The sequence below is a fragment of the uncultured Gordonia sp. genome (assembly GCF_937858515.1).
Lineage (GTDB): Bacteria > Actinomycetota > Actinomycetes > Mycobacteriales > Mycobacteriaceae > Gordonia.
In genome coordinates this window covers 1-14,692 of sequence record NZ_CALLZT010000078.1, presented here as the reverse complement: position 1 = coordinate 14,692, position 14,692 = coordinate 1, and the positions used below count along the sequence as shown (strand labels likewise).

At 66.0% G+C, this 14,692-nt stretch carries 14 protein-coding genes and 1 riboswitch; of the genes, 5 read left to right on the top strand and 9 right to left on the bottom strand.

What is annotated here, in order from left to right:
* Positions 1–167 precede the first annotated feature (167 nt).
* Positions 168–1,970, top strand: a complete 1,803-nt coding sequence (locus Q0627_RS06870; protein WP_298808629.1) for a long-chain fatty acid--CoA ligase — start codon at positions 168–170, stop codon at positions 1,968–1,970.
* A gap of 6 nt (positions 1,971–1,976) precedes the next feature.
* Here the strand turns inward: Q0627_RS06870 and Q0627_RS06865 are convergent, their stop codons facing one another.
* From Q0627_RS06865 to Q0627_RS06835, 7 genes are all read right to left on the bottom strand, one after another.
* A complete protein-coding gene (locus Q0627_RS06865) occupies positions 1,977–3,095 on the bottom strand; it encodes a glycosyltransferase family 4 protein (protein WP_298808652.1) in 1,119 nt (372 codons plus the stop codon).
* Entirely contained in the window at positions 3,095–4,576 is a 1,482-nt protein-coding gene (locus Q0627_RS06860; protein WP_291012933.1) for a hypothetical protein, read from the bottom strand. The genes Q0627_RS06865 and Q0627_RS06860 overlap by 1 nt, the downstream gene beginning before the upstream one ends.
* A 10-nt stretch (positions 4,577–4,586) precedes the next feature.
* Positions 4,587–5,558: an NlpC/P60 family protein gene (locus tag Q0627_RS06855; protein WP_291013024.1), complete on the bottom strand. Its 972-nt coding sequence runs from the start codon at positions 5,556–5,558 to the stop codon at positions 4,587–4,589.
* 271 nt (positions 5,559–5,829) lie between these two features.
* On the bottom strand, positions 5,830–6,453 hold the full coding sequence (locus Q0627_RS06850) for a C40 family peptidase (RefSeq protein ID WP_291012931.1): 624 nt from the start codon (positions 6,451–6,453) through the stop codon (positions 5,830–5,832).
* Between the two features lie 17 nt (positions 6,454–6,470).
* Positions 6,471–6,645: riboswitch (cyclic di-AMP (ydaO/yuaA leader) on the bottom strand.
* A 513-nt stretch (positions 6,646–7,158) separates the two neighbouring features.
* Positions 7,159–7,437 (bottom strand): Lrp/AsnC ligand binding domain-containing protein, encoded by a 279-nt coding sequence (locus Q0627_RS06845; RefSeq protein ID WP_291012929.1) that lies wholly within the window; start codon positions 7,435–7,437, stop codon positions 7,159–7,161.
* A gap of 18 nt (positions 7,438–7,455) precedes the next feature.
* Positions 7,456–8,523, bottom strand: coding sequence for an anthranilate phosphoribosyltransferase (trpD, locus tag Q0627_RS06840; RefSeq protein ID WP_291012927.1), 1,068 nt, complete (start codon positions 8,521–8,523; stop codon positions 7,456–7,458).
* Positions 8,524–8,614: 91 nt separating this feature from the next.
* The gene (locus tag Q0627_RS06835) at positions 8,615–9,076 is read right to left on the bottom strand and encodes a hypothetical protein (protein WP_291012925.1); all 462 of its coding nucleotides are present in this window, start codon (positions 9,074–9,076) and stop codon (positions 8,615–8,617) included.
* A gap of 138 nt (positions 9,077–9,214) precedes the next feature.
* On the opposite strand from Q0627_RS06835, the gene Q0627_RS06830 reads away from it, so the two are divergent.
* The 4 genes from Q0627_RS06830 to Q0627_RS06815 all read left to right on the top strand — a co-directional run bounded on the left by Q0627_RS06830 (position 9,215) and on the right by Q0627_RS06815 (position 13,645).
* Positions 9,215–9,826 (top strand): heme-copper oxidase subunit III, encoded by a 612-nt coding sequence (locus Q0627_RS06830; RefSeq protein ID WP_291012923.1) that lies wholly within the window; start codon positions 9,215–9,217, stop codon positions 9,824–9,826.
* An 89-nt stretch (positions 9,827–9,915) separates the two neighbouring features.
* The gene (locus tag Q0627_RS06825) at positions 9,916–10,869 is read left to right on the top strand and encodes a cytochrome c (protein WP_298808619.1); all 954 of its coding nucleotides are present in this window, start codon (positions 9,916–9,918) and stop codon (positions 10,867–10,869) included.
* A complete protein-coding gene (locus Q0627_RS06820) occupies positions 10,866–12,035 on the top strand; it encodes a ubiquinol-cytochrome c reductase iron-sulfur subunit (RefSeq protein WP_298808616.1) in 1,170 nt (389 codons plus the stop codon). Before Q0627_RS06825 ends, Q0627_RS06820 begins: the two co-directional genes overlap by 4 nt.
* Complete coding sequence (locus Q0627_RS06815) at positions 12,032–13,645, top strand: cytochrome bc complex cytochrome b subunit (protein ID WP_291012918.1); 1,614 nt, start codon at positions 12,032–12,034, stop codon at positions 13,643–13,645. Before Q0627_RS06820 ends, Q0627_RS06815 begins: the two co-directional genes overlap by 4 nt.
* Positions 13,646–13,773: 128 nt before the next feature.
* Here the strand turns inward: Q0627_RS06815 and Q0627_RS06810 are convergent, their stop codons facing one another.
* On the bottom strand, positions 13,774–14,211 hold the full coding sequence (locus tag Q0627_RS06810; RefSeq protein ID WP_291012916.1) for a nitroreductase family deazaflavin-dependent oxidoreductase: 438 nt from the start codon (positions 14,209–14,211) through the stop codon (positions 13,774–13,776).
* A gap of 191 nt (positions 14,212–14,402) precedes the next feature.
* Positions 14,403–14,692: cytochrome c oxidase subunit 4 (locus tag Q0627_RS06805; RefSeq protein ID WP_298808609.1), on the bottom strand; the 290-nt coding region annotated here is incomplete at its 5' end.

Here is a 14,692-nt window from a genome sequence, read left to right as displayed (position 1 = left end):
CCGGTAGACACCTCGCCAAGTCGAGGCGCCGTGTTGAGGTGTATGCCCGGTACGCCCGCTCCGCGAAGTGTGGTACTCGCATGGCCATGTGCCCAGGTACAGCGCTCGTCCGGTGGCGTGCATCATTGGGGCTACGATTCGTGAGACCGGCAGCAGAAAGGCCACCCTTGACCACCGAATACAGCGTCCCCGCCGACTTCACGATCGACGACGACGCGAACTGCACCGACATCATCTTCGACATCGCTGCGCGTTCCCCCGGCCAGGCGGTGTTCCTCGACAAACGCGGCACCCAGTGGGTACCGGTGGCGGCCTCCGACGCCGCCGCCAGGATCACCGCGCTGGCGAAGGGTTTCATCGCCGCGGGCGTCCAGCCCGGTGACCGCGTCGCGATCCTGAGCCGCACCCGTCTGGAGTGGATACTCATCGACGTCGCGGTCTGGGCCGCCGGTGGTGTGCCCGTCCCGATCTACGATTCGTCGTCGGCCACCCAGATCGAGTGGATCCTGACCGACTCCGGAGCCACCACGATCGTCCTCGAGGACGCCGGCCACCGCGCCGAGTTCGAGGCCGCGCCGTCGGCCGCCGGAGTGCGGGCGTTCCAGATCACCGGCGGAGACGGACCCGGCGCCATCGAGGAACTCACCGCGCTCGGAGCCCAGGTCGGCGACGACGAGGTGGCCGCCCGCCGGACAGGCCTGCGCTCGGCGGATCCCGGGGTGCTCATCTATACCTCCGGCACCACCGGACGGCCCAAGGGCTGCATCCTCACCCATGCCAACCTGCTCTCCGAATGCCGGGCCGCGCTGTCCACCGGCATCGGCCGGCAGCTCGAGCCGGGCAAGCGGCTGCTGATGTTCCTGCCGCTCGCACATGTCCTGGCACACGCCATTACGCTCGTCGCGATCGACGGCGGTGCCGCCGTCGGCTTCACCGCCGACATCAAGAACCTGGTTCCCGAGTTCGGTAACTTCCGCCCGTCGGCGATCCTGTCGGTGCCGCGCGTGTTCGAGAAGGTGTTCAACACGGCCCGCCAGGGTGCCCACGACGGCGGCAAGGGCAAGATCTTCGACGCCGCGGCCGACACCGCGATCGCCTTCTCCGGAGCCGAGCAGACCGGTGGCGCGGGCCTGGTCCTCAAGGCCAAGCACGCGGTCTTCGACAAACTGGTCTACAGCAAGCTGCGCACCGCGCTCGGTGGGCAGTGCGAGATGGCCATCTCCGGTGGTGCCCCGCTCGGCGCGCGTCTCGGTCACTTCTTCAGCGGCGTGGGCATCCCCGTCTATGAGGGTTACGGCCTGACCGAGACCACGGCCGCGTTCAGCGTCAACTCACCCGGCGCTGTCAAGATCGGCACCGTCGGCCGGCCGCTGCCGGGCAACAGCGCCCGCATCGCCGACGACGGCGAAATCATGCTGCACGGCGGTGTGGTGTTCGACGGCTACTGGAAGAATCCGACGGCCACCGAGGCTGCCATCGAGGACGGCTGGTTCCACACCGGCGATATCGGCACCATCGATGACGAGGGCTTCCTCAAGATCACCGGCCGTAAGAAGGAACTCATCGTCACCGCCGGCGGCAAGAACGTCTCCCCGTCGGGCCTCGAAGACGTGATCCGCGCCTCGGCGCTGGTGTCGCAGGCCCTCGTGGTGGGCGAGGCCAAGCCGTTCGTCGGCGCACTGATCACCATCGCCGCCGAGGTGTTCCCGTCGTGGAAGGAACGCACCGGCAAACCAGCCGACGCAACCGTCGCCGACCTCGCCGACGATCCGGATCTACGCGCTGAGATCCAGGCCGCGGTCGATGAGGCCAACCTGACGGTCTCGCATGCCGAGGCGATCAAGAAGTTCCGGGTGCTGCCGACGGACTTCAGCGAGGAATCGGGTGAGATGACCCCCACCCTGAAGGTCAAACGCAACGTCGTCACCGAAAAATTCAGCGCCGACATCGACGCCATCTACAAGAAGTAGGGAGCTCTACAACAGTTGGTCGAGGCGGGCGGCCATGTGCCGCCACTGCCAGCGTTCGACGGCGAATTCGCGTCCGGCGCGGCCCATTTCGCGTGCCCGGTCGGGAGCTTTCAGGACTGCGATGAGGGTCTCGGCGAGGTGCTCGACGTCGCGCCCGTCTACGACATGTCCGGTGATGCCGTCGCGGACGGTTTCGGGTGCGCCGCCGGAATCGCCTGCGACCACCGGGATTCCGGATGCCGAGGCTTCGAGGAAGACGATGCCCAGACCTTCGACGTCCAGTCCCCTGCCCCGGGTACGGCACGGCATGGCGAACACGTCGGGCATGGCGTGGAACGCGGCGAGGTCTGCGACAGGTACCGATCCGGCGAACACCACGTGTTTGCCGGTACCGTTCGCGTCGGCGAGCTCGTGCAGCTTCTCCGCGTAGGGTCCGCCGCCGGCGATGACGAGCGCGACGTCAGGTACTTCCCGGGCGATCGCGGGCAGCGCCCGGATGAGCGAGTCCTGGCCTTTGCGCGGCACCAGCCGTGACAGGCACAAGACGGTGGGCCGGTCGCCCAGTCCGAGTTGCTGTCGGATGCGCCGGCGGGCATCGGGATCGGGGGCGAACCTGTCGATGTCGACGCCGGGCGGCAGGTATTCGAGGGCGGCGCGGGACCCGAATGCCGCCGAGAACCGGCTGCGCGTGTATTTGCTGACGTAGGTGATGGCGTCGGTATTGGTGCCGATCAAACGCAGGATCTGTCGGGCGATCGGCAGCATGGACCAGCCCACCTCGTGCCCGTGGGTGGAGGCGATGATTCGCTGGGCACCGGCCTTGCGCAGGGCGGGCGACAGGATTGCCAGTGGTGCGGCAGCGCCGAACCAGACGGTGTGGATGTCGTGTTCACGGACCAGGCGTGCGGCGCGACGTGCGACGAACGGCGTGGGCAGCATGAGGGTGGTGCGGTGCCGGACCACCGAATACGGTGCGCAGCTGTCGAACTCCTCGCAGCCGCGCCACCGGGGGGCGTACACCACGACCTGGTCGGACGGGAGGCGGTCGATCAGGTTCTCCAGGTACGACTGGATGCCACCGGGTCTGGGCGGGAAGTCGTTGGTGACCAGCAGGGTCCGGCGCATCAGGCTGTCGCCTGGGTCAGCCAACGACGCCACTGTGTGACGAGGTCGCCGCTGGTCACCTTCAGTTCCGACGCGATCGCGGCATCGGCGGCGGCCGCGTCACCGGCTGCTGCCTTGCGGTATAGGTTCTTGATCTTGTCCTCGCCGAACTTGCTCGCCATGAACGCCCACAGCGACCAGGCCGACTGGTAGGTCAGTCCGGCCTTCGGCCCGGACACGGCGAAGTCGGCGTCGGTCGGCAGGGTGCGGGGTGCCGAGCCCGCCCGGACCGCCGCGGCGAGGTCGGGTGCGGCGTCGGCCAGCCGACGGTAGGTCCCCTTGCGCCCGACGTACTCGGCCAGTCCCTCGGTGACCCACAGTGGCGCTTTCACCGAGGTGATCGACCGGGTTGCGACGTGGGTGATCTCGTGCCGCAGCACGACGCCCAGTGCGGGCGCCGGGATCTGCCGGGCGTTGGGTGTGAGTACGATCCGCTGGCCCCTGACCGTCTTGTCCGCATCGATGCCGGTGAACACGGTTGCCGCGGCCGCCGCGCCGTCGGCTTCGGGTGCCCCCGACAACCCGGTGAACTGTCCGGCCGTCCCGGTGGTCACCACAGCCACCCGGCGTGGCCACTGCGAACCCCAGAACGACTCGACTGCCTGCACGGCATCGGGCAGAAGGCCCCGGGCGCGGTCGACGAGATCGGCGGTACCCGGGTAGGACGCGATCACGGACGTACCGCCGGCTGTGTGCACATCGGCGACGCGCAACCCGGCAAATTCCCATAGCATTGTCGCCGGCGCACGGCCACCGACCAGAGTAGCGTCACCGACGACTTTCCAATCGTCGCCGTAGCGCGCGACCACCATCCGCTGGTCGATGTCCAGTTCGGGTTCGTCGATTCCGGGTGCCTGCGCGCCCCCCAATGCGTAGCGCAACGCGACCGGCGTCACCCAGACGTCCGAACTGCCCTGGTCGGTCAGTTTGTCGGTGACCGATTCTGGCGCCTGCATTTCGGCGGCATCGGTGAGGACCAGCTGGTACTTGAACGTCGCGGGGCGCAGCGCGGTGCCGCGTGAGTCGTCGGGCAGCGGGCGTGCGGGCGCCGGCGACGGACCGCGGCTCTCCGATGGGGCCGGCGATCCGGTCGTCGGAGACGCCGTCCGCTGCGGTCGCGCACCGAAGTTTGCCGCCGCGGTTTCCAGCCGTTTACGGAAGGCAGGCGTGGCACTGTCGTCCATCAGACCGGCCAGGGACTTGGCGTCGCCCGCGGTCACGGCCTTCGACAGCTTGTCGAGCAGGGCTGTGACGGCTTCGGCCCGCTGCTGCTCATAGACGTTCGCGTTGGTTGTGGTCGTGGCGGCGCCCGACGGTACGGGCAGTTCGTCGTCGCCGGAACACCCCACCACGAGCGCCGAGGCTGCGAGAAGCGCGACCGTCAGCCGGTAGCCGCGGTTGCGCCGCGAGCAGCCTTCGGACACGTCGGTGATGACAGGCATGTATGGGCGTTCAGTACCGGCGCGCGGAGTTGTACGGTCCCGCATCATCGACGGGCACGACCTTGACCGGAATCCCGAAGGTCGAGGCGTGGATCACGAGGCCGTTACCGACGTACATTCCCACATGTGAGGCATCGGCATAGTAGATGATCAGGTCACCCGGTTGCAGCTGCGACCGGTCGACAGGAGTGCCGCCGGAGAGCTGGGCCTGGCTCGAGCGTGGCAGGGTCTTACCGACCTGCCTATATGCCCACACCATCAGACCCGAGCAGTCGAACGAGTCGGGGCCCGTCGCTCCCCACACGTAGGGATCACCGATGCGGGTGAGCGCCGCCTGGACCGCGGCCAGCGTGTATGCGGCCCCGGTGGGCAGCTGGCGCGGATCGAAGGTGAACCGGGGACCGCGCAGGGCGGCGAGTTGTTTGCCGGTCATCGTCTCGTAGATCGTGCGCACCTGAATCGCCTGCAACTGCAGCGCGTTCTGCTTGGATTGCAGCTGACGCCTCGTCTTGGCGACGGTGGTGATGGCGCGGTCCGCGTCTGCCGCTTTGCGGTCGGCGGTGGTCTTGATCGCGATGGCCTCGCGCTTGGCCTTGGTCAGCCCGCGCAGGTTGGCCGCGGTCTGGCGCGAGAGGACCTCCAGGCCCGACATCTGGTCGAGGAGCGACTGAGGGGAATCGCTGACGAGCACCGCGTACAGGCGGTTGACACGTGCTCCTTTGGCACTCGCACGGGCCAGCACGTTGACCGCACGCTGGTAGCGCGCCAGATCACGATCGACACGAGTCCGGTCGGCGTCGGCCTTACGGGATTCGGTGCGCGCCTGCCGGGCGATCGCAGTCTGCTTGTCGTACTCGATCTGCGCGTTGTGCATCGCTTCGGCAGACTGCTCGGACTCGCGTGCGAGTTTCTTGTACCGGACCAACAGCTGATCGGCCGATGCGGTGGGTTCGGCGTGCCCTGGGCTCGCGACCGCCGCCATCGTCGCGGCAACCAGCGCCAGCGCGGTGGCCCATACGACCAGTCGCAACGGCAGCAGGAACGGCCGGACCATGGACCCCACTGTGTACTTCACACCAAGCTGTTCACAGCGGTGCTTCACATCAAGCTGTTCACAGCGCACGGCCGACGTCGGTCGTGCGCCCTCCGATGCCACTATCGCCATACTCCTCGCGCGACTGTCCTCATTGACGGGATGCGGGCGGGTCACACATCACCGATGCGACCCGCCCGTCACACGTTACGGCACTACGTCAGTAGCGACGGACGCCCACCAGGTTCCACGCGTTGACCTGGGCGCGCTGTACAGGCACTCCATAGGTCGATGAGTGGATGAAGATTCCGTTGCCCTCATAGATGCCGGCATGGCCGCCACCGTTGAAGATCAGGACGTCGCCAGGCTTGGCGTCGGAGTAGTTGACGGCCTGACCGCCGCCGAGCTGTCCGTAGCTGTCGCGCGGAATGATCTTGCCGGCCTGCTGGTAGGACCAGTAGACCAGGCCGGAGCAGTCGAATGCGTTCGGTCCGGCGGCGCCGTAAGAGTACGGCGAACCGATCTTGGTCGCGGCGTACCGGACGGCCTTCTCGCCGGTCGACTGGCGCGGGGCCAGCACTGTGCCCGGGTTGACGCGCGGCGGCGTGATCCTGCCGTGACTCTTCGGCGTGATCTTGGACGGCAACTGCCGCAGTTCCTTCGGGATCTGCTTCTGGCTGATTCCCGGAATCTCGAAGGTGCCGACGTTCGGGATGGTTACCGGGGCTGCCTCGGCAGCACCTGCGGCGACACCGAGCGATCCGATCGACAGCGATCCGGCAATGAGCGCAGACTTGGCGAGCTTGCCGGTCCGTGCGGGCTGTTCCAAACGATGTTTGGCCACGAAGAACGTTCTCCTTCTACTTCTCCCTGAACCGCCTACCGAGTTAGCTGTCGGGTTCGGGCGGAAGAAATTGCCCTACGCCACGTCCGGGTGGACGGTGACGATTCACCCCAATTCGGTCCTTCGCGAGCGAAGGTCCGAAGCCGGTGGGTCCCCGGTTCATCCAGCTGGATGACTAAGCGGTGACCTTCACGGACCACTCCGGTTGGAGTTACGACGCTCCGTCAAGGTCTCAGAAAGGTTACGAAATGAAATGGCCTTCTGTCCACTGGTCGACCGAACAAATTTCTACAGCACCGATCAGCCGGCGCGCAGGGTTTTGGGAAAGTGGGCCGAAGCAGCGCGCTGAACAGGCACAATGGCCCCTCTTGCCGTTCGGGCGGTCGAATTCGTCACCATCGCGGCAAGTGCGAAGACTTCGATGGCCGCCGAGATCTCACGGTCGGCCGTGGGCGCCCCAGCTGTTACCTGGGCTTCACCTTCGGCACTGCCATCGACGCTGCTCGGGGCCGAAAAAAGTACCTGCACCATGCACCCGTCGCAAGCGGCCGGGCGCCCTGGGCACCCGCTGCATTCGATCAGCATATGTAATCTCCGTCTCATTCACTCCGCCGGTGCCCCGATTCACCAGTCGGATACCTGCCGAACGAGACGAACACTAGAACACAGGTACGACAATCACCGGCCCGTGCGGCACGGAGAGGGCTATTCCTCGCCGATCGAGAACCCGCCCTCGACCTCCGAACTGGAATAGCTACGGAAGGCGATGTGGGTGGCGCTGCGGGTCACCCCGGGCAGCCGGTTGATCTTCCCAGTGACCACCTCGGCGATCTGTTCGTGATCGCGCACCTTGATCTTGGCGATGAGATCGACGTCTCCTGCACACGAGTACACCTCACTCACCCCGGGGATGTCGGCGACCGCCTGCGCGGTTTCCGGGATCCGGTGAACGTCGGCGGAGATGAGGACGATGGCGGTGATCATGCTCGCAACCCTAATTCTTCAGTTCTTCGCCGCGCCCAGTTCGGTGCTCAACGCCACCCAGCGATCGAGCACGTCCCGCGAGGCTCCGGAATCGACGACCACGGCGGCCCGGTCCCGAGCGTCGGCCAGGGCCCCGGCGAAGGTTTCCTCCGTGAACGGTTCTGTCTGCTCGAACGCGACGATCGCGCCCGCGGCGTTGAGCAGCACCGCGTCGCGCACCGGCCCGGTCCGCCCGTCGAACAGTTCCCGCGCAATACGGGCGTTCACCTGTGCGTCGCCACCCTGCAAAGCAGACAGCTCCACCGTGGCGATGTCCAGTGCCCGTGGGTCCAGGGACAGTTCGGTGACCGTGCCGCCGACCACCTGCCACACGTGCGAGGTGGTGGTCGTGGTCAGCTCGTCGAGTCCGTCGTCGCCGCGGACGACGAGCGCCGAGGTTCCCCGCTCGGCGAAGGTGCGCGCCAGGACGGGCGCGAGATCGGCGAAGGCGCAGCCGATCAGTCCGGCGGCCGGGGCGGCCGGGTTGGTCAGCGGTCCCAGCACATTGAAGACGGTGGGAATACCGATTTCCTTGCGGGGCGGTCCGGTGAACCGGAACGCGGGGTGGAACACCGGCGCGAAGCAGAAACCGACACCTACCTCGGCCACACATCGTGCGACGGCGTCCGGCCCCAGCGAGATGGTGACGCCGAGCGCTTCGAGGACGTCTGCGCCACCACTCTTCGACGACGCCGCGCGGTTACCGTGTTTGACCACCGGGATACCGGCGGCTGCCACCACGACGGAGGTCATCGTGGAGATATTGACGGTGTGCGAGCGATCTCCGCCGGTCCCGACGACGTCGACGGCCCGCCCCGGCACATCGACCAGGCTCGCGTGCGAGAGCATCGCCGAGGCGAGTCCGCTCAGTTCCGCGGCCGCCGCACCCTTCATCTTGACTCCGACGCCGAAGGCGGCGATCTGCGCGCCGGTGGCCGAATCGGTCATGATCTCGTTCATCGCCCAAGCGGCCTCGTCGGCCGTCAGGTCGATGCCGTCGGTGACGCGGCCGAGGATCTGCGGCCAGGTATGGGTTGTCTCGCTCACAATTGTCCACCCTAGTGGGCGTCCACCACGGACGGCAGTAGGACCACGACCGGGCGCTCGGTGACACCGACGGGCAGTCCGGCACGCCGGTTCACTCGGGAAGCTGCAGTACCTGCCAGCCCAGGACCGTTCCGCGCTGCCGCGAGGCCAGACTGGCGATACGCGAACGTTCCCGCGACACATCCACCGTCGTGAACACCGCGAGCTTCGCCAGCGTGAGCACTCCCGTCCCGTCCTGTTCGCCGGCCCCCGCAAGTCCGGCCGCACCGATATCGACCTGATAGTCGTTGAGTCCGGCGATGCGCACAACCTCCTCGACACCGTCGTCGGCGACCTTCAGGAAGTGGCGCAGCACCGCCGGCTGTCCGGGTCGCCATGGCGACGAATCGAGCACGATCGAACTCGCCACCGCCTCGTCGTCGGATTCGGCGACGATGACGATCCTGTCGTCATCGACCGAGGACGGTCCGTCGGCACCCACTCCGCGCGTGAAAAACGCACGCAACCGGTCCCATCGCATCGACGATCGCCGCCGTCCACCGGGTTCGCTCATACCAGGAAGCAAATCACGCCCTCCCTGACACGCCGACAACCCCCTCAATACCGCCCCGGACCAGCGCAGGGAGAATTTGTTGAGGCAATTTGTCGACCCGAGTGGTCAGGGCTTACTACGAACCGTCATACTTCACTTGTGACTAGCGCCGTAGGTACCCAAGGGACAGCCATCACCTCGCGCGTGCACTCACTGAACCGACCCAACATGGTCAGTGTCGGCACTATCGTGTGGCTGTCGAGTGAGCTCATGTTCTTCGCCGGCTTGTTCGCGATGTACTTCGTCGCGCGAGCCAACTCCTCATCCGGCTGGCCGCCAGAGCCGACCGAGCTCAACCTCGCCCTCGCCGTCCCGGTGACACTCGTCCTCGTCGCCTCGTCGATCACCTGCCAGATGGGTGTGTTCGCCGCCGAGCGCGGCGACGTCTTCGGCCTGCGCCGCTGGTACGTCATCACCTTCGCGATGGGCGCCTTCTTCGTCGCCGGCCAGGGCTACGAGTACTTCCACCTCGTCGAGCACGGCACCACGCTCGCCTCGAGCGCCTACGGTTCGGTGTTCTACATGGCCACCGGCTTCCACGGCCTGCACGTCATCGGCGGCCTGGTTGCATTCATCTTCCTGCTGATCCGGACCAAGCTTTCGAAGTTCACACCGGCTCAGGCCACCGCGGCGATCGTCGTGTCGTACTACTGGCACTTCGTCGACATCGTGTGGATCGGCCTGTTCGTCACCATTTACTTCATCCGGTAGTTACAGCCCGGGTCCTCTGCGCAGCCTTCACCGTCAGGACGACCCGGACACAGAGAAAACAGTCCGTCCGCTTAAGTAGAGAGTCACTGATGAGTTCATCTCCACCGCGACCGTCGGATAGCGACGACGTGGACTTCGGCGCAGCAGGGGTCGGCGCAGCCACGCCGGCCACCGATGCCGGATCCGCATCGTCGGCGGCACGTAAAGCCAAGTCCCGTCGTAAACTTCGCCGTCGCGCAAGCGGCACAATCCTCCTGCTGTCCGGGCTCGTGCTCGCCGGCCTCCTCGCGGCGGTGTTGTCACCCAAACCGCAGGGGGCCACCGCCGATGAGTCCAGCGCCGCACTCATCGCCGACGGCAAGAAGCTCTATGAGACCTCCTGCATCACGTGCCATGGCGCCAACCTGCAGGGTGTGAGCGATCGCGGACCGTCACTTGTCGGCGTCGGCGATGCCGCCGTGTACTTCCAGGTGTCCTCGGGCCGCATGCCCGCGGCCCGCGGCGAGGCGCAGGCGCTGCGCAAGCCGGCCAAGTTCACCAAGGCCCAGATCGACCAGCTCGGCGCCTACATCCAGTCCAACGGTGGCGGACCGCAGGTCATCTACGAGCGCAACGATGACGGCACCATCAAGAAGGACGAGGCCGGGCTGCCCGTCATCGCGCAGAAGTCACTGCGCGGCGACAACATCGGCAGGGGCAGCGAGCTGTTCCGCCTGAACTGCGCCTCGTGCCATAACTTCACCGGCCGCGGCGGCGCCCTATCCTCGGGCAAGTTCGCGCCGACCCTCGACGGTGTCTCCGAGCAGCAGCTGTACACGGCGATGCTCACCGGGCCGCAGAACATGCCCCGGTTCTCGAACCGTCAGCTGTCGGTCGAGGACAAGAAAGACATCATCGGCTTCATCAAGTACGTCACCGAGACCAAGCAGCAGGGCGGCCTGGGCATCGGCGGGTTCGGCCCGGTGAGCGAAGGCATGGTCATGTGGGCCATCGGCGTCGTCGCGATCGTGGCCGGCGCAATGTGGATGGGATCGCGCTCATGAGTGGATCAAACGACAAGGACCTGCCCTCGCAGGACGAGCTCGACCAGATGAGTAAGGAAGAGCTGGTCAAACTCGGCACCAATCTCGACGGCGTCGAGATCATCCACCGGGCTGCGCGCTATCCCGAGCCCGGCACCGGCGTGGAGAAGCGCGCCGAACGTCAGGTCGCGATCTGGCTGACCGTCTCGGGTATCTCCGCCCTGGCCTGCTTCGTGATCTTCCTCTGGAATCACTGGGAGTTCGCGCTCCCCGGTTCGGACGACTACTGGCGCTACACCCTCAACACTCCGCTGCTGGGTATCACCTTCGGTCTGTCGATACTGTCGATCGGCATCGCAGTGGTGCTGTTCACCAAGAAGTTCATCCCGTCGGAGATCTCGGTCCAGGACCGGCACGACGGTGAGGGTGCCGGATCGTCGGAGGTCGACCGCAAGACCATCGTCGCGGGACTGAGCGATTCGCTGGAGAGCTCCACGCTCCCCCGTCGCAAGATGATCATCGGTTCGGGCCTGTTCGCCTTCGGCGCCCTGGCACTGACCGGAGTCGTCGCCGGCCTCGGCGGATTCATCAAGAACCCGTGGGCCAAGGGTGACAAGTCAGAGCTGTGGCACACCCACTGGTCGCCGATCTACAACCCGCCGGAGAACCCGGACGAGACCGTCTTCCTGCGCCGCGACACCGGCAACCCGTACCAGGTCACCCTGGTCCGCCCGGAGGATCTCGACGCCGGAGGCATGGAGACCGTGTTCCCGTGGCGGGTGTCCGACGGCCTCGGTGAGACCGAGCATTCCCGTCACAAGCTGCTCGAAGGTCTGCGCTACGTCAGCAACCCGGTCATGCTCATCCGCCTGCGTCCCACGGACGCGGCCAAGGTGATCAAGCGCAAGGGCCAGGAGAACTTCAACTACGGCGACTACTTCGCCTACACGAAGGTCTGCAGCCACCTCGGTTGCCCCACCTCGCTCTATGAGCAGCGCACCAACCGCATTCTCTGCCCGTGCCATCAGTCGCAGTTCAACGCGCTGGAGTACGGCAAGCCGATCTTCGGACCGGCCGCCCGTGCCCTGGCCCAGCTGCCGCTGACGGTCAACGACCAGGGTTACCTGGTCGCCGCGGGCGATTTCATCGAACCTGTCGGACCGGCCTTCTGGGAGCGTCGATCATGAGCAACCGCCTGGCCGTACAGGCCTCTGAAATGGATGCGCGCTACCACATGGCGCCAGGAATCCGTCGGCAGATCAACAAGGTCTTTCCGTCGCACTGGTCGTTCATGCTGGGTGAGGTCGCGCTCTACAGCTTCGTCATCCTGCTGATCTCGGGTGTCTACCTGACACTGTTCTTCGACCCGTCGATGTCGCACGTGATCTACGATGGCGCGTACACCCCGCTCAACGGTGTCACTATGACCCGGGCGTACGAGACCACCCTGGACATTTCGTTCGAGGTGCGCGGCGGTCTGTTCGTGCGGCAGGTCCACCACTGGGCGGCCCTGCTGTTCGCGGCGTCGATCATCATCCACATGGCCCGCATCTTCTTCACCGGCGCGTTCCGCCGCCCGCGTGAGGCCAACTGGGTGATCGGCTGCGTGCTGCTGCTGCTGGCGATGTTCGAAGGCTTCTTCGGTTACTCGCTCCCCGACGACCTGCTGTCGGGCACCGGCGTCCGCGCCGCCATGTCCGGCATCGTGCTGGGTATTCCGCTGGTGGGCACGTGGATCCACTGGGCGCTGTTCGGCGGCCAGTTCCCGGGCGACATCATCATCCCCCGCATGTACGTGCTGCACATCCTGCTGTTCCCCGGCATCATCCTGGCGCTGATCGGTGCGCATCTGGCGCTGGTCTGGTACCAGAAGCACACCCAGTTCCCCGGCCCCGGCCGCACCGAGACCAACGTCGTCGGTGTCCGGATCCTCCCGGTGTTCGCCGCCAAGGGCGGTGCGATGTTCGCGATCGTCACCGGTGTTCTGGCGATCATGGCCGGTGTCTTCCAGATCAACCCGGTCTGGACGATCGGCCCGTACAACCCGGCGCATGTGTCGGCAGGTTCCCAGCCGGATATCTACATGATGTGGACGGACGGTCTGGCGCGACTCATGCCGGCCTGGGAGCTCTATCTCGGGCCGTACACGATCCCGGCGATCTTCTGGGTGGTCGCCCTGATCGGCGTGCTGTTCGTCGGCCTGTTCGGTTACCCGTGGATCGAGGCGAAGCTCACCGGCGACACCGCACATCACAACCTCTTGCAGCGTCCGCGTGACGTCCCGGTGCGTACCGGTATCGGTGCGATGGCCCTGTCGTTCTATGCGATCCTCACGCTGTCCTGCATGAACGACATCATCGCCCTGAAGTTCCACGTGTCGCTCAACGCGACCACCTGGATGGGCCGGATCGGCCTGATCGTCGTGCCGCCGATCGCGTACTTCATCGCCTACCGCTGGGCCCTGTCACTGCAGCGCAGCGACCGCGAGGTCCTGGCCCACGGCATCGAGACCGGCATCATCACCCGCCTCCCCAAGGGCGAGTACATCGAGTTGCATCAGCCGCTCGGCCCGGTCGACAGCCACGGTCATCCGATCCCGCTCCCCTACCAGGGTGCGGCTCTGCCGAAGCGGATGAACAAGCTCGGCTCCGCGGGTGCACCCGGCACGGGTTCAATCCTGTCGCCGGACCCGATCGAGGAGCAGCGGCGCAACATCGAACTCGAACACGAGAACGAGCACCAGGAGAAGAAGGCGCTGCAAGAACTGCAGGCCAAGGGTGGCAATCCCCTCAGCTGATCCTCGTCAGAACAAGAAGAACCGGGGCGGTCCGAATCATCGGACCGCCCCGGTTCTTCTTTGCTCCCGGTTCTTCTTTGCTGATGTCTTCCCTCCCCCACCGGTACTCCCCCCACCGGCGCCGGTCGCTATTCGAGCACGAACACCGGGATGAGCCGGTCGGTCTTGGTCTGGTACTCGGCGTAGGGCGGATACGCTTTGACCGCGAGGTCCCACCAGCGCGCCCGCTCGTCTCCGGACAGCTCACGTGCAGTCAGCTCGACGATCTTCTCACCGTCCTGCACGGTGACCTGCGGATGCGCTTTGACGTTGAAGTACCACGACGGGTGGCTCGACGCTCCCCCCTTGGAGGCCACCATGGCGTACTTCTCGCCGTCCGTGACCCTCATGAGGGGCACGTACCGCTTCTTGCCTGATCTGGCCCCTGTCGTGGTGAACAGCACCACAGGGCGGTTGATGATGTCCACAGCGGCGGTGGTGCCGGCCTTGAGGATCTCCTCGGTTTGCCTGCGCACCCAATCGGTCGGGCTGAGTTCGGGCTGAGTCTGCTGGGCGTCCTGCGTCATACACCAATTCAACCACCACCCGGTGAACATCATTCTCCAAACCCGGAAGGCAATTCTGCACCCGTCCGCAGGCCTGCGGATCGGGGTCGGTCATCGTGTGTTATGGGTGCCTGGAGAGCCGTAAACCGCCCCAGATAGATTCTGGGGCGGTTTACGGGGTTGTTCAGTTATGCCGGCGCAGGAAATGCGTGTCAGTGCTTCTCTGGGCCCACATGGTATTCGAACACCATGCCTGCGGCGGTCCCGATGATCACGAGTGCCGAGAAGATGGCGAACCACAGGTTCCCGGTGGCGAAGCCGCCCGCGAAGAGCGCCGCGCCGGCGGCAACGGAGATCGGCCACCAGCTGTGCGGGCTGAAGAAGCCCAGCTCACCGGCGCCGTCCTCGATCTCTGCGTCCTCGTAGTCCTCGGGACGGATCTCGACACGGCGTGCGACGAACCGGAAGTAGGTGCCCGCCAGCAATGTCAGGCCACCACTGA

What these genes read in the sequence shown, in the direction of transcription:
- Q0627_RS06810 (WP_291012916.1), bottom strand. Translation starts at nt 14,211, where the DNA reads ATGACGCAGGACGCCCAGCAGACTCAGCCCGAACTCAGCCCGACCGAT.
- Q0627_RS06835 (WP_291012925.1), bottom strand. Translation starts at nt 9,076, where the DNA reads ATGAGCGAACCCGGTGGACGGCGGCGATCGTCGATGCGATGGGACCGG.
- Q0627_RS06815 (WP_291012918.1), top strand. Translation starts at nt 12,032, where the DNA reads ATGAGCAACCGCCTGGCCGTACAGGCCTCTGAAATGGATGCGCGCTAC.
- Q0627_RS06860 (WP_291012933.1), bottom strand. Translation starts at nt 4,576, where the DNA reads ATGCCTGTCATCACCGACGTGTCCGAAGGCTGCTCGCGGCGCAACCGC.
- Q0627_RS06845 (WP_291012929.1), bottom strand. Translation starts at nt 7,437, where the DNA reads ATGATCACCGCCATCGTCCTCATCTCCGCCGACGTTCACCGGATCCCG.
- Q0627_RS06865 (WP_298808652.1), bottom strand. Translation starts at nt 3,095, where the DNA reads ATGCGCCGGACCCTGCTGGTCACCAACGACTTCCCGCCCAGACCCGGT.
- Q0627_RS06825 (WP_298808619.1), top strand. Translation starts at nt 9,916, where the DNA reads ATGAGTTCATCTCCACCGCGACCGTCGGATAGCGACGACGTGGACTTC.
- Q0627_RS06820 (WP_298808616.1), top strand. Translation starts at nt 10,866, where the DNA reads ATGAGTGGATCAAACGACAAGGACCTGCCCTCGCAGGACGAGCTCGAC.
- Q0627_RS06855 (WP_291013024.1), bottom strand. Translation starts at nt 5,558, where the DNA reads ATGGCGGCGGTCGCGAGCCCAGGGCACGCCGAACCCACCGCATCGGCC.